Source organism: Gemmobacter sp. 24YEA27, from assembly GCF_030052995.1.
In the GTDB taxonomy this organism is placed as follows: domain Bacteria; phylum Pseudomonadota; class Alphaproteobacteria; order Rhodobacterales; family Rhodobacteraceae; genus Pseudogemmobacter.
Genome location: NZ_JASJPW010000003.1, coordinates 150,104 through 171,713, shown reverse-complemented (window position 1 = coordinate 171,713; position 21,610 = coordinate 150,104). Strand labels below are relative to the sequence as shown.

The following is a 21,610-nucleotide window of genomic DNA, read 5'->3' as shown; positions in this document are numbered from 1 at the left end:
GATGCCCGCTGCCAGCTCGGCCGGGGGGCCACGATACGGCCGAGGATATCAGCTGCGGTCAGGATGCCCGCCCCGATAATCGCGGAAAGCGGCAGGAGGCTGCGATTGTCCGGCCCGCTCACGGCCCGCGCCAGATGCGGCGCGACCAGCCCGATAAAGGCAATCGGCCCGGCGCTTGCGGTTGCCGCCCCGGCCAGGATCATCACCGACAGGCAGGACAGCGCCCAGACCGGCCCGGGCCGCAACCCGAGCGCGCGGCCGATCTCGACCCCCATCGACAGGGCATTCAGATCGCGCGCCAGCGCCAGCGCCAGCCCGCCGCCCAGCACCAGGGCCGCCCACATCACCAGGGCGACCGCCATGCCACGCCCCTCCAGCGTGCCCGAGCCCCAGTTGCGGAAGATATCCAGCACATCCAGCCCGGAATTCAGGATCACAAAGCCGGTCGCCGCCCCCAGAAGCACCGAGAGCCCGGCGCCCGCCAGCACAAGACGCACCGGATCGGTGCCCGACCCATGTGCGCGGCCAAGGATAAAAACCGCAACCCCCGCCAGCCCGGCGCCGACAAAGCCGAACCAGACATATTGCGTGATCTGCGTCAGGCCAAAAGCCGATGCCCCCAGGACCACCGCCATTGCCGCCCCGGAATTCACACCCAGAAGCCCCGGCTCGGCCAAGGGTTGCGCGTCACCGCCTGCATAACCGCCCCGGCAAGGCCAAGCGCGGCACCGGCGCCAAGCGCCAGCGCGGTGCGGGGCAGCCGCAATTCGCGCAGCACAAGATGCAGGTCATTGCCAGGATCAAAGGCGGTCAGGGCGCGCCAGAGTTCAGACAACGGCACCGCGCGCGAACCGATGGCGAGGCTGGCAAGCGACAGCAAAAAAAGCACCGGCAACCCGGCCAGCCAGATCCCTGCGCTCCTCCTGCCGCCATTTCCCGTCATCTGGCGAAATAACGCCCTATGGTCTCCAGAATATCGCGGCCGGAATAGTAATCGACGCGGAACGAGGTCGGCCCCAGCGGCCAGACCTGCCCGGATTTCACCGCCGGCAGATTGGCCAGAACCGGATCGGCCATAAACGCCGCCACGCTTTCTTCGGTGCCGTTCAGAAGAAAGACCCCCTCGCCGGTGATCGCCGCGCCAAGGTTTTCATGCGAAATGAAATCGAAATCCGAGGCGCGGGTGACATTGCCCGCCATCGCCTCCGGCAGACCCGTCACCGTGAAGCCAAGGACCGAGAGCAGCTTTGCCTGGGCGCTGGTCGGTTTTGACACCGCGTAAGTGCCGCTGAAATTATAGGATACCAGCGACACATCCCCCGGCGGGATCGTAAGCCGTGCCGCCAGATCGGCGGCCCGCGCGTCGAAATCCCGGATCACCGCCTCGGCGCCCGCTTCATGCCCGGTGGCACGGCCAAGCTGGCGGGCAAGGTCTTCCCAGGACCCCGAGGAATAGTCCAGTACGACCACCGTCATACCCTGTGCGCGCAAGGCCGGGACATAGGGCAGGATCGCATCGCCGCCGGTCGAAGAGGCCACAACCAGATCCGGATCGGCCAGGATCAGCGATTCGATATCAAAGGTCAGATTGCCGTAAAGCTGCGCGACGCCGCGTTCATCCGCCGTCTTCGCCCATTGCAGAAAGAAGCCCTTTTCATCGGTCAGTGGCCCGATCATCGCCATTGATGTCGATTTCACCGGCGCGTCGATTGCCAGCAGGATCCCGGTCAGGCTGGGTGCGGTCGAGGCGATATTGACCGGCTTTGCTGCGATCACGACCTCGCCAAGCGTATCGGTCACCCTGCGCGGCCAGCCTTCTTCGGCCTTGGCCGCCAGAGGGGTGATCAGGGCAAAAACGGCCAGCGAAAGGCGCAACATGCGGATACCTCTTGTCATTCTCAGACCGGCAGATCGATATCGCCAAGTGTTTCCAGGGTGAGCCCCCGGGCGCGCAGCGCCTCATATTCGGCAAGCCGCGCCCGGTCGAGATCCGAGCTGCTCATCCCCTTTTTCCAGTAGCCAAGCACCTGGAGATCGGTGCGCGCCACGCCGGCCTTCAGCAGATGATTGCGCAGATCGCGCATCTCGACGCGCTCGCCTGCAGCCCAGACCGTCCAGCTATGCGGATCGGGCAGGGCCTTCGCCGCCTGAAGCAAGCTCTGTGCTGATCCCGCGGCAACCCCCGCCGGGCGCAGGATAAGATGCAGATCGACCCCATCAGGGCGCGGCAATTCGTCAAAAGCGGCACGGTCCGGGGTCTCGATCCAGGCAGAGCCTTTCAGCCCGGCAGGCCAGGCCATCAGGATCGCATAGACCGCCGGGATCGCGGTTTCATCGGCAAAGATCGCCGCCCGTCTGTCACCCGAGGGCAGCGGGATGAAATGCTGGCGCGGCCCGATCATCGGCAGCACTGTGCCAGGACGCGCGGATTTCAGCCAGCGCATCGCCGGGCTGTCATCCTCATGGATCACGAAATCAATCTCGACCTCGCTGCGCAGAGGATCGAAGGCGCGGATCGTGTAGACGCGCACCACCGGACGCTGCCCCTCGGGCTCCCCGACCGCAATGCGCACGGCTTGGTTCGGCGGCATCCAGGGCGTGGGATCTGCCGGTGCGATCCGGCCGGTGACCCGTGCGACCGAGGCGAAAGGCCTGCTGATCGAGATGACCTCCATCCCGATCCGCTCCATTCCGCGCATATGATCCTCTTCTTCAAGAATCCCGCTGCGGTCTTCGACGGATTCTGTAGTGATCCTGGCCATCTGTTCATCCTCGCGCGCGCCGGCCCAGGGCCTGGTGCGATTTTGCCCCTGTGCTGACGGGGATACTGAAGGGGAATGGCTGGCCCCGGCCGGAAAAGGCATCGGGCGGGCGTAGCTTGTTCCCATATTGCAGAGCGCATCCCGCAATGCAATACGAAGAGCCGCCAAAAAACCCGCCGGGCCTGCGGTCGGGCGAGAGGAGAACATGATGCAGCACCGCCTGAGCGCCGAGAATGTGACGCTGCGCTATGAGACACGGTTGATCTCGCGGGATCTGTCGCTGGAGGTGCCGGACCGTTCTTTCACGGTGATCGTCGGCCCAAATGCCTGTGGCAAATCCACTCTCCTGCGGGCTTTGTCGCGGCTTTTGACCCCGGAAAGCGGGCGGGTGCTGCTGGACGGAAAGGCGATCCATACCCTGCCCTCGCGTGACGTCGCGCGCCGGCTTGGCCTTTTGCCACAATCGCCGGTCGCGCCCGAGGGGATCAGCGTGGCGGATCTGGTCGCGCGGGGGCGCTTTCCGCATCAAAGCTTTCTGCGGCAATGGTCGCCCCAAGATGCGGCAGCGGTCGAGGCCGCGCTGCGCGACACCGGCACGACCGATCTGGCCGACCGGCCGCTGGCGGAACTGTCAGGCGGCCAGAGACAACGGGTCTGGATCGCAATGGCGCTCGCCCAGGAGACCCCGATCCTTTTGCTGGATGAGCCGACGACCTTCCTCGACATCGTACATCAGGTGGATCTGCTTGAAATGCTGGCACGGCTGAACCGTGCCGGGCGCACGGTCGTAGCGGTTTTGCATGAGCTGAACCTCGCCTTCCGCTATGCCACCCATCTGATCGCGATGCGTGAGGGGCAGATCATCGCGACCGGCGCGCCGGAGGCCATCGTCACCGAAGAGCTGATCCGGCAGGTGTTTGATCTGCCGGCGCTGGTGATGCCCGATCCACTGACCGCGCGTCCGATGGTGATCCCCTGCCCGCGCGCGGCGGATCAGGGCTGATCCAGCGCGCTTTGCCCACCTGTAGCGCGGTTTATCAGCCTCGCTACATCCTGTAGTGCAAGCCGGTCGCCCGGCGCATTCAGCTTCCCCAGATCGGTGACCGAGGTCACCACACAGACCAGTTCGCCCTGGGCATCGAGGATCGGAGCGGCCTGGCCGGTGATACCTGACAGAAGATGGCTTGTCAGTTCGACCCAGCCGGTGCGGCGGATCTGGTCAAGCTGCGGGCGCTGCACCGGATCGCCGGCGAAGGCGGCGGGCTGGATCCGGCGTGCGGCCTCGGTCACGGCGCGCGGCAGAAAGGCCTGGAACACCTGGCCACAGGCAGAATTGTCGATGGGCAGCACATCCCCCAGCTGCACCGGCGAAATCGCGAAAAGCGCGCTGCGATACCAGCGGACAAGGGTCGGCCCCCGTTCGGTCCAGATCGCAACCCCGCCGCTGATCGCGTGATTGGTGGCCAGCTGCTTCATCTGCATCCCGGCCATTTCGACCGCATCCACCCGGCGCAGCGCCGCAATGCCGATCGAAAGGGCCGCCGCGCCCAGATCGTAATGGCTGGAGACCGGATCCTGCGCCGCGAGCCCCTCTTTCACGAGGCTCTGCATATAGCGATGCGCGGTCGACCGTCCGGTGCGCGACAGCCGCGCGAGCTCTCCGAGAGGCAGCGCACGTTCGGCGGCGGCGAGGATGTTCAGGAACCGCATCGCGACCGAGATCGACTGAATGGTGGTCACCCGCCTTGCATCACCGGCACCGGCATCCTCATCGGGGAAAATCTCGAATTCCATCATCCCTGGGAGTCCTTTGCCTCGGGCGGCGGCCATGAAAGGCCCTGCAAGATCTTAATGCAGCATGGGCGCCAGGGTAAAGGGCCGCACATAGCAGTCGAATTGACATGCATAACGCGTTATGCAATTCGGAACGCATCATATGCCGCCAGCCCACCGCCCGCCTCCGCATGTGCCTCACCAGAAACCGGGGAACATCATGCCGAACTTTCATCATGGCCGGCTGGCGCGTGGGGCCAGCCTGCTGACCATAATTGCAGCCCTCGCGGCCCATGCCGCCTATGCCCAGGAAACGCCTGTCGATCTGGGCACGATCTATCTGACCGGCGAAAAGCAGCAGCGCGATCTGAAGGATACCGCAAGTTCTGTGACCCTCGTGACCGTAGAAGAACTTGAGCAGGACAAGCCGGGCAAGGATGAGGTCCGCACCGTTTTGCAGGGCACGCCGAACGTCATCTATACCGACAATGTCTCTGCCCCTGTGATCCGGGGCCAGAACTCTGAAGGCCCGCATACCGGCGCGACGGCGTTCTTTGCCGGCACCATGCCGCGCGCGACGGTCAATGTGGATGGCCATTATCTCAGCTGGGCCGAGCTGTATTTCGGCGGCACTGCCACCTGGGATGTCGGCAGCGTCGAGGTCTTCCGCGGGCCGCAAACCACCAGCCAGGGCGCCAATGCCATTGGCGGTGCAATCCTCGTGAATACCAAAGACCCGACCTGGGAGCCCGAGGGCAGCTACCGCCTGGAATTCGGCAATTACAACCAGCGCCGCGCCTCGTTTGCCTGGAGCGGGCCGATCAATGACCAGCTCGCGGCACGGATCGCGCTGGATTACGCGGCGCGCGACACCTTTATCGATTATGTCAGCCCGCGCTTTATCCAAAACGAAATCGGCCAGGATTTCAGCAATTTCACCGGTCGGGCCAAGCTGCTGTGGCAGCCCGCCGATATTGACGGGCTGACGGTCAAACTGACCTATTCGCGCTCGGATGTGACCCGGCCAAGCGCCGAAGGTGCGGCGCAGGACCCCGAATACAGCGATCTGCGTTCGATCACGATCTGGATGCCGGGCTGGGATACGGTGACCGATACTGCTGTGCTGGATGTCGATTACGATCTGGGCAATGGTCTTGTGCTGACCAATAAATTCGAGACCTCGAAATCCGATGTTGAACGCCGCGTCGGCACGCCCACCGCCGGTGACGCCAATATGTGGCGCAAGAATTTCTCGAATGAATCGAAGCTGGCCTTTGGCACGCCCGAGGATGTTTTCTCTGGCGTGGCCGGTCTTTACGTCGCCTATAGCGATCAGGATGAATGGCTGAACCAGGGCGGTATCTCGACCTTCAATGACAAGAAGAACCAGCTTGGCGTCTATACCGAACTCAGCTGGCGTATTGATGATCAATGGACGCTTTCGGGCGGGCTTCGCTATCAGCGTGACCATCTGCGTCGCACCGGCGATGTCTCGCCGCTCTTTGCCAACAGCGATATCGATTATGACCAGACGTTTGAGGAGGTGCTGCCGAAACTTACGCTGTCCTATGCCGCGACACCGGACTGGACCGTCGGCGCGATGATCTCGAAGGGCTATAATCCCGGCGGCATTTCGCTGGATTTCGTCGGCACCCGCGACTGGACGAAATATAAGGAAGAGACCGTCTGGAATTATGAACTCTTCAGCCGGGCAAGCCTGATTGACGAGACGCTCTTCCTGACCGGAAACCTCTTTTATATGGATTACACCAACGCCCAGCACAGTGTGACCCAGATGACCTCGTCCGGGATCAACCAGACCCAGACGCTGAATGCTGAAAAAGCCCATTCCTACGGGCTTGAGATCGGTGCGGATTACAAGCCGGTCGACAGCCTGACGCTGCGCGCAAGCGCCGGTTTCCTCAGGACGAAGATCGACGAGATGTCCTCGGCCAAGGCCTGGGAGGGCAATGAATTTGCCCGCTCGCCCGGCAAGACCTTTACCCTTGGCGCAAGCTGGGATGCGAGTGACAAGCTGAAACTTGGTGGCCAGGTGCGCTTTATTGACGGCTATTATTCCAATACCGCCAATACACCGGCCTATGAGGTGGACAATTACACCCTCGTGGATATCCATGCGAGCTTTCAGCTGCGCGACAATCTTGAAGTCTATGGCTATGTGAACAACCTCTTTGACGAACGCAGCCCGACCCTGCTCGAGGCCGCGCGCGGCACGGTGGCCTTCACGCAGGGCTCGATGACCTCGCCGCGTATGTTTGGCATCGGCATTCGCGGCACGTTCTGAGCCATCGCGACAGAAACTGCGGCCGGCCCGTCTCTGGGCCGGTCGTTTCATGAACTGACGAGGCAGGGCGATGAAGCTCCGACCGAAACTCTGCATTGGGATCTCGCTGGCGCCGACCTGGCTGTCTGGCGAAGGCTGGCGGCTGGATGGCAGCGGCATCGAGGGTCTTTATTCCAGCGATTTTGCACTGGAGACCGCACAGCGCGCCGAGGCCGCCCATCTCGATTTCGCCTTCCGCCCCGATGCGAGCTTTCTGCCATTGGCGATCATGGACCAGTCCTTTGGCTTTTCCAGCCTGGACGCGACTTTGCTGATGACTTCGGTCGCGCGCGAGACGCGGCGGATCGGCCTCGTGACTACGATCTCGACCACATTCGGCCATCCCTATCAGGCCGCGCGGCAGCTGATGTCGCTGCACTGGCTCAGCAAGGGCCGCGCCGGCTGGAATGTCGTGACCGCCTTGCAGGGCAATGAGAATTTTGGCGTGGCCGAGATGCCTTCCTCGGATGCGCGCTATCTGCGGGCGCGTGAATTTACCGATGTCGTGCGCAAGCTGTGGTCCAGCTTTCCGTCCGGGGCGCTGCTGGTTGACCGCGAGACCGGGCGCTATGCCGATACTGATCTGATCCTGCCGATCAACCATCGTGGCCAGGGGTTCGAGGTTCAGGGACCGCTGAACCTGCCGGCATTTCCCGGACCGGGGATCCCGCTGATGCAGGCGGGCGGGTCGGCCACCGGTATCGATTTCGCGGGCGAGGTGGCGGATATGGTTTTCGGCATGACCCCCGATCTGGCAACGGCGCAACAGATGCGCAGCCAGCTTTCCGCCCGCGCTATGGCGCATCGCCGCGCGCCGCGTGATATCCGGCTTCTGCCCGGGCTCAGCCTCTATCTGGCCCCGACCCGCGAAGAGGCGCGCGCGCTGTTTCAGGACAACCACCGCCGCGTCGGACGCGCGCAGCGTCTCCAGCGCATTCAGGAAGCGATCGGGCTGGATCTGAGCGGCTGGCCTGACGATCGCCGCCTCACCCCGGCCGATCTGCCGAAAACGCATCACTCCATGCGGTCTGCCAGCCATCGTGCCCTCTTGCAGCGGATCGTGTCTGACACGCAGCCAACGGTGGCCGAGCTGCTGGCGCGGCCCGAGATCCTGTCATCGGTGCATTGGCAGATCGTCGGCACCCCCGAAGACGCGGCCCGGGAAATCGCCGTCTGGCATGACGCCGGCGCGATTGACGGCTTTATCGCCGTGCCCGGCGGCTCGCCCGAAAGCCTGCGCCTGACGCTGGAGGAACTGGTGCCGCGGCTGGTCAGCGACGGGCGCTTCCGCCGGGACTATACCGGCGACACATTCTTTTCGCATCTGACGGAAGACTGACACGGTCGCCGGTCCGGGCCAGGACTGTCCGGGTTCAGAACCGGGTGGTCAGCCCAAGATGGAGCCGGCGGCCTTCGGGCAGGACATCGCCCTCATGCCGGTCGTTCAGGTTGTAGACCGCCAGCACGCCGCTGACCCGGTCGCTGAGCTCAAAGCTCAGGCCCAGATCGACGATCACATGTGCCGGGACCGGTGGCTTCCGTCCCGAAGCGGGCGCGCGGCTGCGGGCGCGGGCCTGACCCCAGAGGTTCAGCCGATCTGCCACCTGCCAGTCGAGCGAGAGAGTCAGCATATGCAGCGGCAGGTTGTGAAAGCGTTGCCCGGCATTGCGGCCCCGTGTCACGCGCGACTCCGAATAGGTATAGCTCGCGGCGATATTCCAGTCGTCCAGGGTCAGATCCAGCGCCAGCTCGGCCCCGCTGAGCCGCGCGCTGTCGTCGTTGATATATTGCGACACGGCAACATATGGCGTTCCGTCCAGCAGGCAGCCCGGCGCCTGGCCGGTCGGCGTGCGGCACAGATCGGCCCGGGCGATCCGGTCGTAAAAACGGCTGTGCCAGAGCGTCGCGCCCAGGTGCAGCCCTTCGGGTCCGGTCCAGATCAGGCCAAGCTCGACATTGGTGCTGCGTTCCGGCCGCAACGAGGAATTGCCCCGGTCGCGCGACCGTCCATCGCCGCCCGAGGGCTCGGCCACACCATCATCGGCCTGTTTCAGCGCAGGCACCTTATAGCCGCTGCCAATGCCGCCTTTCAGCACCAGATCCTGTGTCATATACCAGATGAAAGAGGCGCGCGGCGTCAGGGCGAAGCCGTATTTCTGGTTCTGATCGGCACGCAGGCCAAGGGTCAGCGTCACGTCCTCACCCAAAGGCAGCGCGCCTTCCAGAAAGACCGAGTGATGCCAGCGATGCAGGCGCGGATTGGCCAGATCGGGCAGCCGGTCGGGGTCGTGCCTTGTGCGCTCGCGGCGGTATTCATAGCCGAGGGTGAGGTTGCGCCGCCCCTCGCCCAGGGTGGTGCGGGTGTTGAAGACCAGCGCATCATGGCCGCTTTCGTTGCCCGACCGGAAGTCGGTCGCCTCCCATTGCAGGAAGCTGGTGGTCTCGCGGTTTTCGCCCCAGCCGATGCGATGTGACAGGGCCGTGATGCGATCGGTCACTTTGGTATCGGCATGGCTGCGCGCAGACAGGGGGCTGCGGCTGAAATTGACGCGGCTTTCCTGCAGGCTCAGCTCAAGGCTCTGATCCGCCACAGGGGTCCAGCGCAGCCGCAGGCCCGATATGCTGCGCCGCGCCGCGCCGAGGCCCTGGCTCTGATAGCCCGCGCTGATCCGGTCATCCTCCTGACGCACCGTGAGCGATGTAAACAGCGCAAGCCCCAGCCGCCCCTGGACCAGCGGCCCGCCCAGCCAGACCCGCGCCTCATGGCTGTTCCCTGAGGCCGGATCACTGGCCCTGCCAAAGCCCAGCATGGCCTCGCCGCCCCAGATCCCGGGAATGTCGCGCGAGATCACATTGATCACGCCGCCCGCTGCAGCTGACCCGTGCAGCGCCGATAACGGGCCCCGGATCACCTCGATCCGGTCCAGCGCCAGGAGGGGTGGCAGGAACCCGATCCGCGTGTTCAACCCATGGCCGTTATAGCTGGCCTCTTCCGAAGCGCTGAGCGGGCGGCCATCGATCATCAGAAGCACATAGCTTTGCCCCATGCCCCGCAGGGAAATCGCCGGCAGCCCTTCGCGCCCCGGGCCGGGCACATAAAGGCCCGGAACGCTACGCAGCGCATCGGCGAGGCTCGCCATCGGGCGGGCTGACAGTCCTTCTGCCGGGATCACGGTCACCGAGGCCGGTGCGTCAATCAGATGCTGCGGCTGGCCGCTCGCTGTCAGGACGATGGTCCCGAGATTCTCGGCCGGTGATAGAGGTGCCGCCGCAGGCAGCGTGACGACAAGGCTGCCATCCGAGGTGAACCTGTACCCCGCGCCGCTGCCCGCGAGCACCTGATCCAGCGCCGCCTGCAACCCTGTAATGCCCCGGATCGCCGGAGCCTTCAGCCCGGCGCTGTCGCCTTTGATCAGAACCGAAATGCCCGCGCTTTCGCCGATGCTGTTCAGCGCACGCGCCAGCGGCAGTGCGGGCTGATCAAAGGTCGCGACCGGCTCGGCCAGTGATGGGACCGGGATGAGGGATATAAGGCACAAGGCCAGCACCGCCGCGCGCAAAACACCGTCGCGCGCGGCCCGGCAATAAGGCGGCGACGCGGGGCAATATGGTCTGGCGCGGCTGGCTCGCATCCTGTCCTTTTTCTGGCCCTGCCCGGCACGGGCCTTTGCCTGACCTTCACGCATGAGGCCATGCCCCACTGAACCCGCGCCCTGGCGGATTGTTGGCAATATCGCTGGCGGGACGCGAGGGCTGGCAGGCGATGTCGCTGGCCCCGGCGGCTGGCGAAAGGGTCACATCAACAGATTGCCACCCGGCAGGGCGAAGATGCGAAAGCCCATCGCCTCTGAAAGCGCCTGTAATTCGGCGCCGGTATCGGAGAGGCTGATACTGCCCGAGATCTTGCGATCGGCCAGCGCCGCATCCCCGAAAAGGATCGCGCCGGCGCCATGGCGGGCCAGCACCCCCGCGACTTCGCGCAGGGTAACATCGTAAAAGATATAGCGCCCGTCGCGCCAGGCCAGCGCCTCGGGCGCATCAGTGCCGGCAAGCTGCGGCGGTTCGCCAGGACGCAGGCGCATTTGCTGGCCGGGGGTCAGATACATCTCGTCGAGGCCGGGCGCGGTGACCGCGATACTGCCCTCTTCCAGCGAAATCTCGACGCAATTGCCGCAATCGCGAACCCCGAATTGCGTGCCAAGCGCACGGATTTCGGTCTCGCCCAGCTGCACGGTAAAGGAGCGGCCGTCTTTTTCAACATCGAACCAGGCGGCACCGGTCAGCAGCGTCACCCGGCGGCTGTCGCTGTCAGCGGTGAAATCCAGCGCCGAACCGCCATCAAGCAATGTACGGCTGCCATCCTGCAGCGCGAAATCACGGATCTCGCCCGCAACACTGACGTGATCCGCCACCAGCCGCAGCCGCAGATCCGGGCGCACCTGGTTCAGCCAGACTGCGCCCACCAGCGAGGCCGCCAGCGCGAGCCCGGCGCCGGCCCGCCAGAGCCGCCGCCCTGCAGGGCGCAGTGGAACGACCGCAACCGGCGCCTCCGCCGCGAGATCAGCGCCCACCAGACCGGCAATCTGCCAGGCCTGTTGCGCTTTGGCAAAAGCTGCGGCGTGGCGGCTGTCGGCCGCAAGCCAGGCGCGGAAAACCCTGTCCTGCTCCAGCGCCGGATGTGCAGTCACTGCGACCAGCCATTCGGCGGCCTCATCGCGGATCTGATCCTGGGAAACGGGGTTTTGCGCCAAAAGAACCGGCCTCATTCGCTGCGCTGGTGGGCGGGGCTGTCTGCGGGGGGATCTTCAAGCGCGCGGGCACAGCGCGCCACCGCTTTCGCCATATGCTTTGCCACATTGCGCTCTGACATGCCACAGCGGCTTGCGATTTCCTGGAAGGTCAGGCCCTCGGCCCGGTTCATCAGGAACAGCCGGCGCGTCGTTTCCGGCAGGTCGCGGATCGCGCGTTTTACCGCCTCCTGCGACTGGCGCGCAGCGATTTCCGCGAAAGCCGGATCGGCGGGCGCGGCTTCGGGCAGCGCGCTGCTGGTATGGCTGTCACGTACCTTTTCGCGCCGCAGATGGTCGATGGCCGCATTCCTCGCGGAACGGCTGAGAAAGGCAGAAGGATTGCCGGAAAACGCACCTGTCACCCCGCGCGTCCGTTCCCAGACCCTGAGAAACACCTCATGGACCAGGTCGCGCGCAATCGCGGGATTGCCCGTCCGCCGCGCAATCTGTCGCTCAAGACGGGCGCTCTCCTCGCTGTAGAGGCGGCCGATTTCGTCGGACTCGGTGGAAGACATCAGGGGCGCCAGAGGATCCGGAACAGGGATGAAGGATCTGGCATAGAGGGGCGCGAGCGCCCGCATCCGGCTGGAGCCAGACCCTATTTCGCGCCCCGGGGCCTGTCCACCGGCTGCGACGGTTACGACGGGCCCGGGCAGGTCTCTGTTGCATATTGGCGCCATTTTTCGCGCCCCGTCACAGGCTATGCAAAGGCGCGGCAAAAAACCGACAAAAAAACTTTGCGCGGTGGTTCAGTGACTGCCCGCCTGCCGCGTGAACCTCTCATGAAACCGAATTTTGCTCTGGGCCCAACCTGGCCCGGCTGGGGGATGTGATGAAAACCAACCACAAAATCAGGGCCGGGCTGTTGTCCTGCCTGCCCGTCTGGGCCATTGCGCTGGCCGTGATCGTGCCGCAGACGGCGGTGATGGCCCAGACCAGAAAGGCCGGCGAAGAGGAAGAAGCGCAGAACCTTGGCACCATCGTTCTGACCGCGACCGGCCAGGCGCAGGCCCTGCCTGACGCGCCGGCGACCATCACCGTGATCTCCGGCGAAGAGATCGCCTCGCGGCCCTATGCCTCGATCGCCGATGTCCTGCGCCGGGTGCCGGGCGTGGTTGTGTCCTCGCCATCGGCGCGCTCCGGCGCCGAGACCATCTCGATCCGGGGCCTTGGCGAAAGTTATGTGCTGACGCTGGTCGATGGCCGCCCCATCGGCAATTCGCAGGAGGCGACCTATAACGGCTTCGGCTCCGGCCTCGCGATGTCTTACCTGCCGCCGCCTTCCGCCATCAACCGGATCGAGGTGATCCGTGGGCCGATGTCGTCGCTTTATGGCACTGCGGCCTCGGGTGGCGTGATCAATGTCATCACCAAACCGGTTGCCGATGTCTGGTCGGGCTCGCTGATGCTGGGGAATTCGACCTGGCAGGACAATAACGCCGGTTCTGCGCATGAGGGGCGGTTCTATCTGAGCGGGCCGCTGATCGAGGGGCGCCTTGGCCTTGCGGTCTATGGCTCGATCTATGACCGCTCGAAGCCTGCGCTGCAGGTGGCCGGCACCGGCGCGCGCCCCTCGCAGGATACCGAACGCAAATCCCTCGGGGCCAGGCTGACCTGGATGCTCGACGACAATCAGGGCCTGGATTTCGAAGTGGCGTCCGGCACCTCCGACACTGTGAACCTGACCCCTGGCGGCACCCCCGGCGGTGTGAAGGTCGAGCGGATGAACTACGCGCTTGGTCACAAGATCACCTGGGGTGAGGGCTATGAGACCAACAGCTTCGTCACCTATGAAGATGTCGATTTCAAGAACGGCACCAATATCTCGGGCTATGAGCTTTGGAACCTGAATTCGAAAACCAATGTCAGTTTCGGGCGCCATGACCTGACACTGGGCTTTGATTACCGCGACGAGACCACCCGCCATTCGCCGAACCGCGTCAGCGTCAATCCGGTGATGACGCGCTGGAACCGGGCGGTGTTCGGCGAAGACAATTTCCACCTGACCGATGATGTGACGGTGACCTTCGGCCTGCGCTATGACGAGAACGAGCGCTATGGCTCGCATGTCACGCCGCGCCTCTATGCGGTCTGGCATGCCTCTGACGCGCTGACGATCAAGGGCGGGGTCTCGGGCGGCTATAAGACGCCGTCGCTGAAACAGGCCGACAGCAATATCTTTGAACCTTCCGGTGGCGATGGCCGGGCACGCGACCAGGGCAATACCAGTCTGAAACCCGAAGAAAGCACCAATTTCGAGATCGGCGCGATCTGGGAATCGGAAAGCGGCGTGCAGATCGGCCTTACCGCCTATCACACCCGCTTCAAGGACCGGATCACGACCGAGCGGATCTGTATGAACCCCGCCGATCCTGTCAATTACCCCGGCCTGCCCACCAATTGCGGCATGAACACCCCCACCGATCCGATCAAATGGATCAACCAATATGTTAACCGCGACGCGGCAGAGCTGAACGGCGTCGAGGCAACCATTGACTGGGTGCTGGGCGATGTCGGCTTCAACCTGAACTACACCTATGCCGACAGCAAGGTGACCAAAGGCGCGCGCACCGGCACCAGGTTCAACAACAGCCCGCTGCATGTCGCCAATCTCGGCATCGACTGGCAGGCGAATGAGGCACTGTCGGTCTGGGGCAATGCGCAATATCGCAGCGCGTCTTTTGACAGTGGCAACAGCAGGATCAAAGAACACGCGATCTTTGATATCGGGCTCGATTACGAGTTCAACGAGAACGTCAAAGGGTCGGTCGCGGTCTATAATATCGGCGACACGACCTTCGGCTCCACCAATTACAATGATGGCCGCCGCTTCTTTGTCGGGCTGACCACCACCTTCTGAGCCAATCCGATCCCGGCCCCTCACACGGGGGCCGGACGCTTTCTCACTGATCTTCCAGGAGCCGTCATGACCCGCCTTTCCCGCCCTGTTCTCGCGCTTGTCCTTCTGATGGGCAGCAGCTCGTTTGTCGCCGCCGATGCGGTGTTTGATGCGCCCGCGCCCTTTACAGGCCAGGTTTCCTTCTCGGGGCCGAACCGCAGCCCGGCCTATCCCGGCGGCGCGGTCGAGGTTTCGGGCGAAGGCTTTGCCCCTGGCCAGATCATCACCCTGAGCCGCGGCGGCGATCTGATTTCGCCCGAGGGCCTCAGCGCCGATCAGGAGGGCAAATTTTCCTTCCCGCTGACCTTGCCGGCGGATGCGGTGACCGGCCAGCACCCGATCGTGGTCGAGGCCGAAGGCCCCGACAGCGCCGCCGTGGTCGATCTGAAAATCTCGCCCGAGATTGCACTTTCGGGGGGCGAAAAATACACCAGCCGCAGCGTGAAGACCGCGCCGGGCGTCTATCAGGTCGCCTATAGCGCCAGGAACGGCACCGTTTTCACCGCATCTGCCACCGGGCGCGGCGACAAGGGCACCTCGTCCATCGTCAAATTCGACGCGACCACTCTGGAAAAACTGGCCGAGGCCTCGCCCTATTTCGACAAAGAAAACGGGCTTTACGGCGCTTTTGGCATCGCGGTGGATGACGAGAATGGCACCGTCTGGGTCACCAATACCCGTACCTCTTCGGTCGCGATCTATAAGCAGGATGACCTGACGCTGGTGAAACAGTTCGAACCGGGTTCGGTTGAAAAGCCCCGCGATGTGGTGATCGACCAGGCGCGCGGTCGTGCCTGGGTGTCGACCCATCGCACGCGGATCGAGGAATTCGATCTGAAAACGCTCCAAAAGCTGGAAGGCTTCGAGGTGCAGTCGGCCGAACGTGGCGGCCAGTTCGGCACCATGAGCCTCGTTCTTGATGCCGATAAGGGCCAGCTTTACACCGTGTCGCTGCGCACGCCGGAAGTGGCCCGGATCGACCTTACCAGCCGCGAGACGACGATCATCCCGCTGCCGGGCGCGAAAACCGCGTCTGGCGTGGATATCGACCCGCCAAGCGGGCGGATCTTCATCGCCTCGCAAGGCAGCGATGACGTGATCGCGCTGGATACTGATGGCAAGGTGCTCTTTGACACGCCGGTCGGCGCACAGACGCTGAATGTGGTCTTTGATGCGGTTTCCGGCCAGCTTTATGTGGCGAACCGGGCCTCGGACACGATCACCGTGGTTGATGCGGCGACGGGGGCGATTAGTGCTAATCTCGACGGCCATTCCTTCCCGAACCACCTCGCCGTGACCCCCGAAGGTGTGGTCTTCGCGGTCAACAAGGCGCGCGGCCCCGAGGACGCCAAAGCCGATCAGCTGACCCGGATTGCCCCCGCAGAGTAAGCGGCTCCCCCCCCACTGCGGCGCATCGCTCCCGCGCCGCAGATCTCCCGCGCCCGGACCCCACCCGGGCGCGGGGTGTTTCCCCCCGCAGCTTTCCCGATCCGGATCCCGATATGCCAGCCCGCGCGCGCCAGACCGAAGCCGTAAGGCCAAAACCCGAAGATGAGGGATTGCGCTACCGGCTCGCAGTCGCCTCGCGCAGTCTTGCGGCCCTGGCGGGGGGCTATCTGCTGGCGAACCTCTTCGTGCTGGCTTTCCGGGCACAGGTGCCGATGGAGCCGCGTGATGCAGGCCAGCTTGCGCTGATGCTGTCCTTTGTCGTTTTTGCGCTGGCCGCGATCTGGGCCTTTGCCACGCGTGACGCATGGCGCGCTTGGGCGGGCATTCTGGTGCCGGTGGCGCTTTGTGCTGCCCTGTGGTGGTTCGCCCCGGAGGCAGGCGCATGAAAAATGGCTTCCGTCAGTCGATGGCCTGGCTGCACACCTGGACCGGGCTTTTGCTCGGCTGGCTCCTGTTCGCGATCTTCCTCACCGGCACCCTGGCCTATTTCCGCACCGAGGTGACCTGGTGGATGAAGCCCGAGCTGCACGCTTCGAGGGTCTCCGAAGATCCCGTGGGGCTCGCCATGTCGCGGCTGAAGGAGCTGGCACCTGCGGCGGCGTCCTGGTCGATCACCCTGCCCGAAAGCCGCAGCCCGGTGCTCGCGGTCTCCTGGTCCAATCCCGGCGAGGCCCCGGGCCGGCGCGGCGCGCCCGCGACTGTGCTTGATGCCTCCACCGGCGAAATCCTCACCCCGCGCGAGACGGCGGGGGGCGATTTCCTCTACCGTTTCCATTTCGAATTGCACGGATTGCCGCGCGAGCTGGCGCGCTGGTTTGTCGGCATCGCCACAATGGCAATGTTCATCGCGATCATCTCGGGCGTCATCACCCATAAGAAAATCTTCAAGGAATTCTTCACCTTCCGCCCCGGAAAGGGCCAGCGCTCCTGGCTCGACATGCATAATATGACCGCTGTTCTGGCGCTGCCTTATCATATCATGATCACCTTTTCCGGGCTGGTGCTGTTTGTCGCCACGCTGATGCCTTTTGTGATCGAACGCGGCCCTGCGCGTGGCCCCGCGCCTGCGCAGGAGGTCGCAGAAGCCCTGCCGTCCGGCCCGCTGGCCCAGCTGACCGCGCTTGCGCCGCTGCTGGCGCAGGCCGAAACCGCCTGGGGCGGCATGCCGGTCGGGCGGATCCAGATCGAAGACCTCGACACCGACCGGCCCGAGATCCTCCTGATCCCGCTCCGCCAGTCGGTGGTGACGGTGCAGAGCGGCTCTGGCTCCAACGGGTCCGAACGGATGCGGTTTGACGGGTTGAGCGGCGCGCTGATCGATGCGACCGGGCGGCCCGACGCCTCGACTGTCGCAAGTGTGAATATGGCGCTTGGCGCGCTGCACCGGGCGCGGTTTGCCGATACGGGACTGCGCTGGCTGTTTTTTGTCTCAGGCGTCGCGGGCACGGTGATGGTCGGATCGGGTCTGGTGCTCTGGGTGTCGAAACGCGCGCAGAAACATGCGAAATCCGGCGTGCAGCCCTTTGGGCTGCGGCTGGTTGACCGGCTGAATGTCAGCGCGATATCCGGGCTGACAGTGGCGACCGCCGGCTATTTCTGGGCCAACCGACTGATCCCGGCAGGGGTGGAGGATCGGGCAGGCCTCGAGATTCATGCCTTTTTCGCGATCTGGGCGCTGGCGCTGATCCACCCTTTCCTGCGCGCGCCCGCGAAATCCTGGTGTGAACAGTTCGGCCTTGCGGCAGTGCTTTTGCTGACGCTGCCGATCCTGAACGCGTTCACCGGTCCGTCAAACCTGGTCCGGGCGCTGTGGCAGGGCAATATGGTGCTGGTCTCAGTCGAGCTGATGGCGCTTCTCAGCGGGTCCGCCTGCCTTTACGCAAGCTGGAAGGCGCGGCCCGGGCGGCAGAAACAACCCACGAGGCGCGTCCGCAAACCGGTAGCGCCCCCTGCCCCCCAGATCGCCGGAGAATGACCATGTATGCGTGGTCTACCCTGATCCTGAGCTATGCCGGTTTCACCGCCCTTGCCCTTGCGATGCCGCGCCATCACGAGGAACTGCGCGGCGGAAAGCCGGGCGAGGCAGAAAAGCACCTCTTCCGCCTTGCCGGCATCGTTTTTCTGAGCCTGTCTTTGCCGGGGGCAATGCGGGCCTGGTCCAACCCGGTGATTGCAGTCTCGGCCTGGCTGGGGCTTCTGACCGTCTCGGCCTTCGCGCTGGCGATGGTGCTGACTTATGCAACCGGGAAGAACCGCCGCCTTCTGCCATTTCTGCCGGCGCTGGTGATGCTTGGCGCTGGTCTTGCCAGGCTTTAATGGCCAGGAACCGATTTTATGACCATAATTATGGACGTTATACGCTTTTATGTTCAGTTTACTGATCATTCATTGACAAGGGTCCGCCTGCAACAGCATCATGTCCGGAATTATGGACCCGCCCCTGTCTTATGTCGGGAAAACCGGACAAGGCCCCGTCATGCCGCGCAAAAGAACCTATTCCCGCGTCACCCGCGAGGCGCTCCTGATGCTGGGTCGCCTGATCCGCATTGGCCGGGCTGAACGCGGGCTGACGGCACAGGATCTTGCCGATCGGGCCGGGATCAGCCGCACCACGCTTTCCAATATCGAAAAGGGCGCGCCCGGCCCCGAGATCGGCACGGTGTTCGAGGTCGCGGCGCTGGTCGGGGTCGCGCTGTTTGGCGAAGAGGAACGCGGCCTGCAGCTGCAAAATGCCCATCTTGGCGAAAAGCTGGCTTTGCTGCCGAAAGCGGTTCGCCGCAGCGTGAAGGAGGCCGATGATGACTTCTGACACGCCCTTGCGCCCCCCGACAAGCGCCTATGTCTGGGTCTGGCTGCCGGATGCGACAGAGCCGGTTGTGGCTGGGCGTCTCGACCGCGACGGCCAGCGGCTGACTTTCACCTATGGCGCAAGCTACCGGCGCCTGGCCGGGGCAATTGCACTTTACACCCCCGAACTGCCGCTGCGCGAAGGGCTGATCGAACCTGCGCCCGGTCTGCAGATGGCAAGCGCGATCCGCGACGGCTCGCCCGACGCCTGGGGGCGCCGGGTGATCCTCAACCGGCTGACGGCGAGGCGCCCGGATGCCCCGGATGTGCCGGAACTGGGGGAGCTGACCTTTCTGCTGCACTCGGGGTCAGACCGGATCGGCGCGCTGGATTTTCAGGCCTCGGCCACGGAATATATTCCGCGCCTTGCCACCGAGGCCTCGCTCGGCGAGCTGACAGAGGCCGCCGCCCTGATCGAACAGGGTATACCGCTGCCGCCGGCGCTGGACCAGGCGCTCAATCACGGCACTTCGATCGGGGGCGCGCGGCCCAAGGCGCTGATTGACGACGGCGATCGGAAATTCATTGCCAAGTTTTCCGCCAGCAATGACACCTACAGCGTGGTCAAGGCCGAGTTCATCGCCATGCGGCTGGCGCGGGGCTGTGGCCTGAACGCAGCCCCCGTGCAGCTGACCCGCGCCGCACATAAGGATGTGCTTCTGATCGAACGCTTTGACCGGCGGCACACAGGTCATGGCTGGACAAGGCAGGCGATGGTCTCGGCCCTGACCATGCTCGGGCTTGACGAGATGATGGCCCGCTACGCCTCTTACGAGGATCTGGCAGAGCTGATCCGGCACCGTTTTACCAATCCGAGGGCGACGCTGCACGAGCTTTACGCGCGGATCTGTTTCAATGTGCTTTGCGGCAATACTGATGATCACGCGAGGAACCACGCGGCGTTCTGGGATGGCAGGATGCTGACCCTGACACCGGCCTATGACATCTGCCCCCAGGGCCGGACAGGCAGCGAGGCCAGTCAGGCGATGCTGATCAAGGGCACTGCGCGCGCAAGCCGCCTTGCGACCTGCCTGACTGCCGCGCCGGATTTCCATCTGAGCGAGGCCGGGGCGCTGGCGCTGATGCAGCACCAGATCGAAACGATTGCGGCCCAGTGGCGACCGATCTGCGAAGAGGCGGCGCTCAGCCCGGTTGACCGCCGTTTGTTTGCGGGTCGCCAGTTCCTCAATGCCTATGCGATTGAGGCGCTGACGGGCCAACAGGCGCTGCGTGACGCCTTCGACCAGGCGCGCAGCAGCATCATGGCAGACTGAACGCTTCTTAACCCGGCCCAGGGCTGTGATGCGCGCGGTTTCGGCGGCCCTCTTGACACATATCTCAATTTGAAACATATGAAGTTACATGAAACGTGACAGCCGCCTTTCCTCGGTCCTTCATGCGCTTTTGCATATGGCAGAGCATGACGGACCCATGACCTCCGAGGCGCTTGGCCTCTGCCTTGGCACCAATCCGGTCGTGGTGCGCCGCACCATGGGGCTGTTGCGCGAGGCCGGGCTGGTGGCCGCCGCGCGCGGTCATGCCGGGGGCTGGCGGATCTCGGCCGATCTGACGACAGTCAGCCTGCGCCAGCTGCATGAGGCTTTGGGCGAGCCCGCGATCTTCGCCATCGGCAACCGCAACGAGACGCCGGACTGTCTGGTCGAACAGGCAGTGAATGCGGCGCTGGATCACGCTTTCGAAGAGGCCGAGGCGCTGCTGCTGGAACGTTTCGCCGCCGTCTCCCTGGCCGATCTGGCCGGGGATTTCGCCCGCCGTCATGCCGCATGGCGGGCCGCTCAGGAGTAGAAAGATGCAGGATGTGATCGTGATCGGGGGCAGCTACGCCGGAATGGCAGCCGCCCTGCAACTGCTGCGCGCGCGCCGCAAAGTGACGGTGGTCGACGCGGGCGAAAGGCGCAACCGCTTTGCCGGCCAGTCACACGGGTTTCTGGGCCAGGATGGGGTCGACCCGGCGCTAATCTGGTCACAGGCGCGCGACCAGCTGCTGGCCTATCCTCCCCTGACCTGGATCAGGAACGAGGCCTGCGGCGTCTCTGGCCAGCGCGATGGCTTCCAGGTTGACCTCGCGGCGGGAGATCCCGTCCAGGGCCGGCGCCTGCTGTTTGCCAGCGGTGTGAAAGATCAGCTCCCCGAGATCCCGGGACTTGCAGAACGCTGGGGCAAATCGGTGTTTCACTGCCCCTATTGCCATGGCTATGAGCTTGACCAGGGCCGGATCGGTGTGATCGCCACCGGGCCGATGTCACTGCATCAGGCGCAGTTGCTGCCGGAATGGGGCGCGGTCACCTTTCTGACCCAGGGCCTTTACGCGCCCGATGCGGCCGCGCGCGCGGATCTGGCGCGGCGCGGTGCAGAGATCGAGACGACCCCGGTTGCCCGCCTTTCCGGACATGCCGATCTTGAACTGACAGATGGCCGGGTGCTGCAATTTGCCGGGCTCTTCACCGCGACGCGCACCTCACCGGCCAGCCCTTTGGCCGAGGACTTTGGCTGCGCGATGACCGAGACGCCGATGGGGCGCCAGATCCTCACCGGCGACAGCAAGGAGACCACCATTCCCGGTGTCTTTGCCTGTGGCGATACCGCCCGCGCGCCGCATTCGGTTTCGCTGGCGGTGGGCGATGGCGCCTGGGCCGGGGCGCAGATCCATCGCTCGCTGGTCTGGCCCGAGGGGTGAGATCCGGAGGATGAGCCACCGGGGGGAGGCCCACCCCCGGCCCTGCCC

18 protein-coding genes and 1 pseudogene are annotated in these 21,610 nt (G+C 64.4%); 12 read left to right on the top strand and 7 right to left on the bottom strand.

Going from position 1 to position 21,610, the window contains the following annotated elements; all coding sequences use genetic code 11:
• Window positions 1-83: 83 nt before the first annotated feature.
• From QNO18_RS20900 to QNO18_RS20890, 3 genes and pseudogenes are all read right to left on the bottom strand, one after another.
• Window positions 84-943, bottom strand: a pseudogene (locus QNO18_RS20900) (iron ABC transporter permease); the annotation flags it as partial.
• Window positions 940-1,878: a Fe2+-enterobactin ABC transporter substrate-binding protein gene (gene fepB, locus QNO18_RS20895; RefSeq protein ID WP_283179449.1), complete on the bottom strand. Its 939-nt coding sequence runs from the start codon at window positions 1,876-1,878 to the stop codon at window positions 940-942. The pseudogene QNO18_RS20900 and the gene fepB, both read right to left, overlap by 4 nt.
• A gap of 20 nt (window positions 1,879-1,898) precedes the next feature.
• The gene (locus tag QNO18_RS20890; protein ID WP_283179448.1) at window positions 1,899-2,762 is read right to left on the bottom strand and encodes a siderophore-interacting protein; all 864 of its coding nucleotides are present in this window, start codon (window positions 2,760-2,762) and stop codon (window positions 1,899-1,901) included.
• Window positions 2,763-2,970: 208 nt separating this feature from the next.
• On the opposite strand from QNO18_RS20890, the gene QNO18_RS20885 reads away from it, so the two are divergent.
• Entirely contained in the window at window positions 2,971-3,765 is a 795-nt protein-coding gene (locus QNO18_RS20885) for an ABC transporter ATP-binding protein (protein WP_283179447.1), read from the top strand.
• On the opposite strand, the gene QNO18_RS20880 is transcribed toward QNO18_RS20885, so the two are convergent.
• Window positions 3,756-4,559 (bottom strand): IclR family transcriptional regulator, encoded by an 804-nt coding sequence (locus QNO18_RS20880; protein WP_283179446.1) that lies wholly within the window; start codon window positions 4,557-4,559, stop codon window positions 3,756-3,758. The two genes, QNO18_RS20885 and QNO18_RS20880, sit on opposite strands and share 10 nt — an antisense overlap.
• 196 nt (window positions 4,560-4,755) lie before the next feature.
• On the opposite strand from QNO18_RS20880, the gene QNO18_RS20875 reads away from it, so the two are divergent.
• Both QNO18_RS20875 and QNO18_RS20870 read left to right on the top strand, forming a co-directional pair.
• Window positions 4,756-6,840, top strand: a complete 2,085-nt coding sequence (locus tag QNO18_RS20875) for a TonB-dependent receptor (protein WP_283179445.1) — start codon at window positions 4,756-4,758, stop codon at window positions 6,838-6,840.
• Window positions 6,841-6,910: 70 nt separating this feature from the next.
• Window positions 6,911-8,218, top strand: coding sequence for an NtaA/DmoA family FMN-dependent monooxygenase (locus tag QNO18_RS20870; RefSeq protein ID WP_283179444.1), 1,308 nt, complete (start codon window positions 6,911-6,913; stop codon window positions 8,216-8,218).
• Between the two features lie 34 nt (window positions 8,219-8,252).
• Here QNO18_RS20870 and QNO18_RS20865 read toward each other — a convergent pair whose 3' ends face one another.
• The 3 genes from QNO18_RS20865 to QNO18_RS20855 all read right to left on the bottom strand — a co-directional run bounded on the left by QNO18_RS20865 (window position 8,253) and on the right by QNO18_RS20855 (window position 12,184).
• Window positions 8,253-10,565: a TonB-dependent receptor gene (locus QNO18_RS20865; RefSeq protein ID WP_283179443.1), complete on the bottom strand. Its 2,313-nt coding sequence runs from the start codon at window positions 10,563-10,565 to the stop codon at window positions 8,253-8,255.
• A 108-nt stretch (window positions 10,566-10,673) separates the two neighbouring features.
• Window positions 10,674-11,630: a FecR domain-containing protein gene (locus QNO18_RS20860; protein ID WP_283179442.1), complete on the bottom strand. Its 957-nt coding sequence runs from the start codon at window positions 11,628-11,630 to the stop codon at window positions 10,674-10,676.
• 11 nt (window positions 11,631-11,641) lie between these two features.
• Window positions 11,642-12,184, bottom strand: a complete 543-nt coding sequence (locus tag QNO18_RS20855) for a sigma-70 family RNA polymerase sigma factor (RefSeq protein ID WP_283179441.1) — start codon at window positions 12,182-12,184, stop codon at window positions 11,642-11,644.
• A 317-nt stretch (window positions 12,185-12,501) separates the two neighbouring features.
• Here QNO18_RS20855 and QNO18_RS20850 point away from each other — a divergent pair, with 317 nt between their 5' ends.
• From QNO18_RS20850 to QNO18_RS20810, 9 genes are all read left to right on the top strand, one after another.
• Complete coding sequence (locus QNO18_RS20850) at window positions 12,502-14,529, top strand: TonB-dependent receptor (protein ID WP_283179440.1); 2,028 nt, start codon at window positions 12,502-12,504, stop codon at window positions 14,527-14,529.
• Window positions 14,530-14,595: 66 nt separating this feature from the next.
• Window positions 14,596-15,957 carry a hypothetical protein gene (locus QNO18_RS20845; protein ID WP_283179439.1) on the top strand — a complete coding sequence of 454 codons (1,362 nt, stop codon included), beginning with the start codon at window positions 14,596-14,598 and terminating at the stop codon, window positions 15,955-15,957.
• Between the two features lie 113 nt (window positions 15,958-16,070).
• Window positions 16,071-16,403 (top strand): DUF3649 domain-containing protein, encoded by a 333-nt coding sequence (locus tag QNO18_RS20840; RefSeq protein WP_283179438.1) that lies wholly within the window; start codon window positions 16,071-16,073, stop codon window positions 16,401-16,403.
• Complete coding sequence (locus QNO18_RS20835; RefSeq protein WP_283179437.1) at window positions 16,400-17,992, top strand: PepSY-associated TM helix domain-containing protein; 1,593 nt, start codon at window positions 16,400-16,402, stop codon at window positions 17,990-17,992. Before QNO18_RS20840 ends, QNO18_RS20835 begins: the two co-directional genes overlap by 4 nt.
• Window positions 17,993-17,994: 2 nt before the next feature.
• Window positions 17,995-18,333 carry a DUF3325 domain-containing protein gene (locus QNO18_RS20830; protein ID WP_283179436.1) on the top strand — a complete coding sequence of 113 codons (339 nt, stop codon included), beginning with the start codon at window positions 17,995-17,997 and terminating at the stop codon, window positions 18,331-18,333.
• Window positions 18,334-18,493: 160 nt separating this feature from the next.
• Window positions 18,494-18,826, top strand: coding sequence for a helix-turn-helix domain-containing protein (locus tag QNO18_RS20825; RefSeq protein ID WP_283179435.1), 333 nt, complete (start codon window positions 18,494-18,496; stop codon window positions 18,824-18,826).
• Window positions 18,816-20,138 carry a type II toxin-antitoxin system HipA family toxin gene (locus QNO18_RS20820; protein ID WP_283179434.1) on the top strand — a complete coding sequence of 441 codons (1,323 nt, stop codon included), beginning with the start codon at window positions 18,816-18,818 and terminating at the stop codon, window positions 20,136-20,138. Before QNO18_RS20825 ends, QNO18_RS20820 begins: the two co-directional genes overlap by 11 nt.
• Window positions 20,139-20,226: 88 nt before the next feature.
• Entirely contained in the window at window positions 20,227-20,670 is a 444-nt protein-coding gene (locus QNO18_RS20815) for an Rrf2 family transcriptional regulator (RefSeq protein ID WP_283179433.1), read from the top strand.
• A gap of 4 nt (window positions 20,671-20,674) precedes the next feature.
• On the top strand, window positions 20,675-21,562 hold the full coding sequence (locus QNO18_RS20810; protein ID WP_283179432.1) for an NAD(P)/FAD-dependent oxidoreductase: 888 nt from the start codon (window positions 20,675-20,677) through the stop codon (window positions 21,560-21,562).
• Window positions 21,563-21,610: the final 48 nt, after the last annotated feature.

Bases quoted from the DNA above. Each gene is read 5' to 3' on its own strand.
- QNO18_RS20880 (WP_283179446.1), bottom strand. From the start codon at position 4,559: ATGATGGAATTCGAGATTTTCCCCGATGAGGATGCCGGTGCCGGTGAT.
- QNO18_RS20870 (WP_283179444.1), top strand. From the start codon at position 6,911: ATGAAGCTCCGACCGAAACTCTGCATTGGGATCTCGCTGGCGCCGACC.
- QNO18_RS20840 (WP_283179438.1), top strand. From the start codon at position 16,071: ATGCCAGCCCGCGCGCGCCAGACCGAAGCCGTAAGGCCAAAACCCGAA.
- QNO18_RS20815 (WP_283179433.1), top strand. From the start codon at position 20,227: ATGAAACGTGACAGCCGCCTTTCCTCGGTCCTTCATGCGCTTTTGCAT.
- QNO18_RS20850 (WP_283179440.1), top strand. From the start codon at position 12,502: ATGAAAACCAACCACAAAATCAGGGCCGGGCTGTTGTCCTGCCTGCCC.
- QNO18_RS20845 (WP_283179439.1), top strand. From the start codon at position 14,596: ATGACCCGCCTTTCCCGCCCTGTTCTCGCGCTTGTCCTTCTGATGGGC.
- QNO18_RS20890 (WP_283179448.1), bottom strand. From the start codon at position 2,762: ATGGCCAGGATCACTACAGAATCCGTCGAAGACCGCAGCGGGATTCTT.
- QNO18_RS20865 (WP_283179443.1), bottom strand. From the start codon at position 10,565: ATGCGTGAAGGTCAGGCAAAGGCCCGTGCCGGGCAGGGCCAGAAAAAG.
- QNO18_RS20855 (WP_283179441.1), bottom strand. From the start codon at position 12,184: ATGTCTTCCACCGAGTCCGACGAAATCGGCCGCCTCTACAGCGAGGAG.
- fepB (WP_283179449.1), bottom strand. From the start codon at position 1,878: ATGTTGCGCCTTTCGCTGGCCGTTTTTGCCCTGATCACCCCTCTGGCG.
- QNO18_RS20820 (WP_283179434.1), top strand. From the start codon at position 18,816: ATGACTTCTGACACGCCCTTGCGCCCCCCGACAAGCGCCTATGTCTGG.
- QNO18_RS20830 (WP_283179436.1), top strand. From the start codon at position 17,995: ATGTATGCGTGGTCTACCCTGATCCTGAGCTATGCCGGTTTCACCGCC.
- QNO18_RS20810 (WP_283179432.1), top strand. From the start codon at position 20,675: ATGCAGGATGTGATCGTGATCGGGGGCAGCTACGCCGGAATGGCAGCC.
- QNO18_RS20875 (WP_283179445.1), top strand. From the start codon at position 4,756: ATGCCGAACTTTCATCATGGCCGGCTGGCGCGTGGGGCCAGCCTGCTG.
- QNO18_RS20885 (WP_283179447.1), top strand. From the start codon at position 2,971: ATGCAGCACCGCCTGAGCGCCGAGAATGTGACGCTGCGCTATGAGACA.
- QNO18_RS20825 (WP_283179435.1), top strand. From the start codon at position 18,494: ATGCCGCGCAAAAGAACCTATTCCCGCGTCACCCGCGAGGCGCTCCTG.
- QNO18_RS20835 (WP_283179437.1), top strand. From the start codon at position 16,400: ATGAAAAATGGCTTCCGTCAGTCGATGGCCTGGCTGCACACCTGGACC.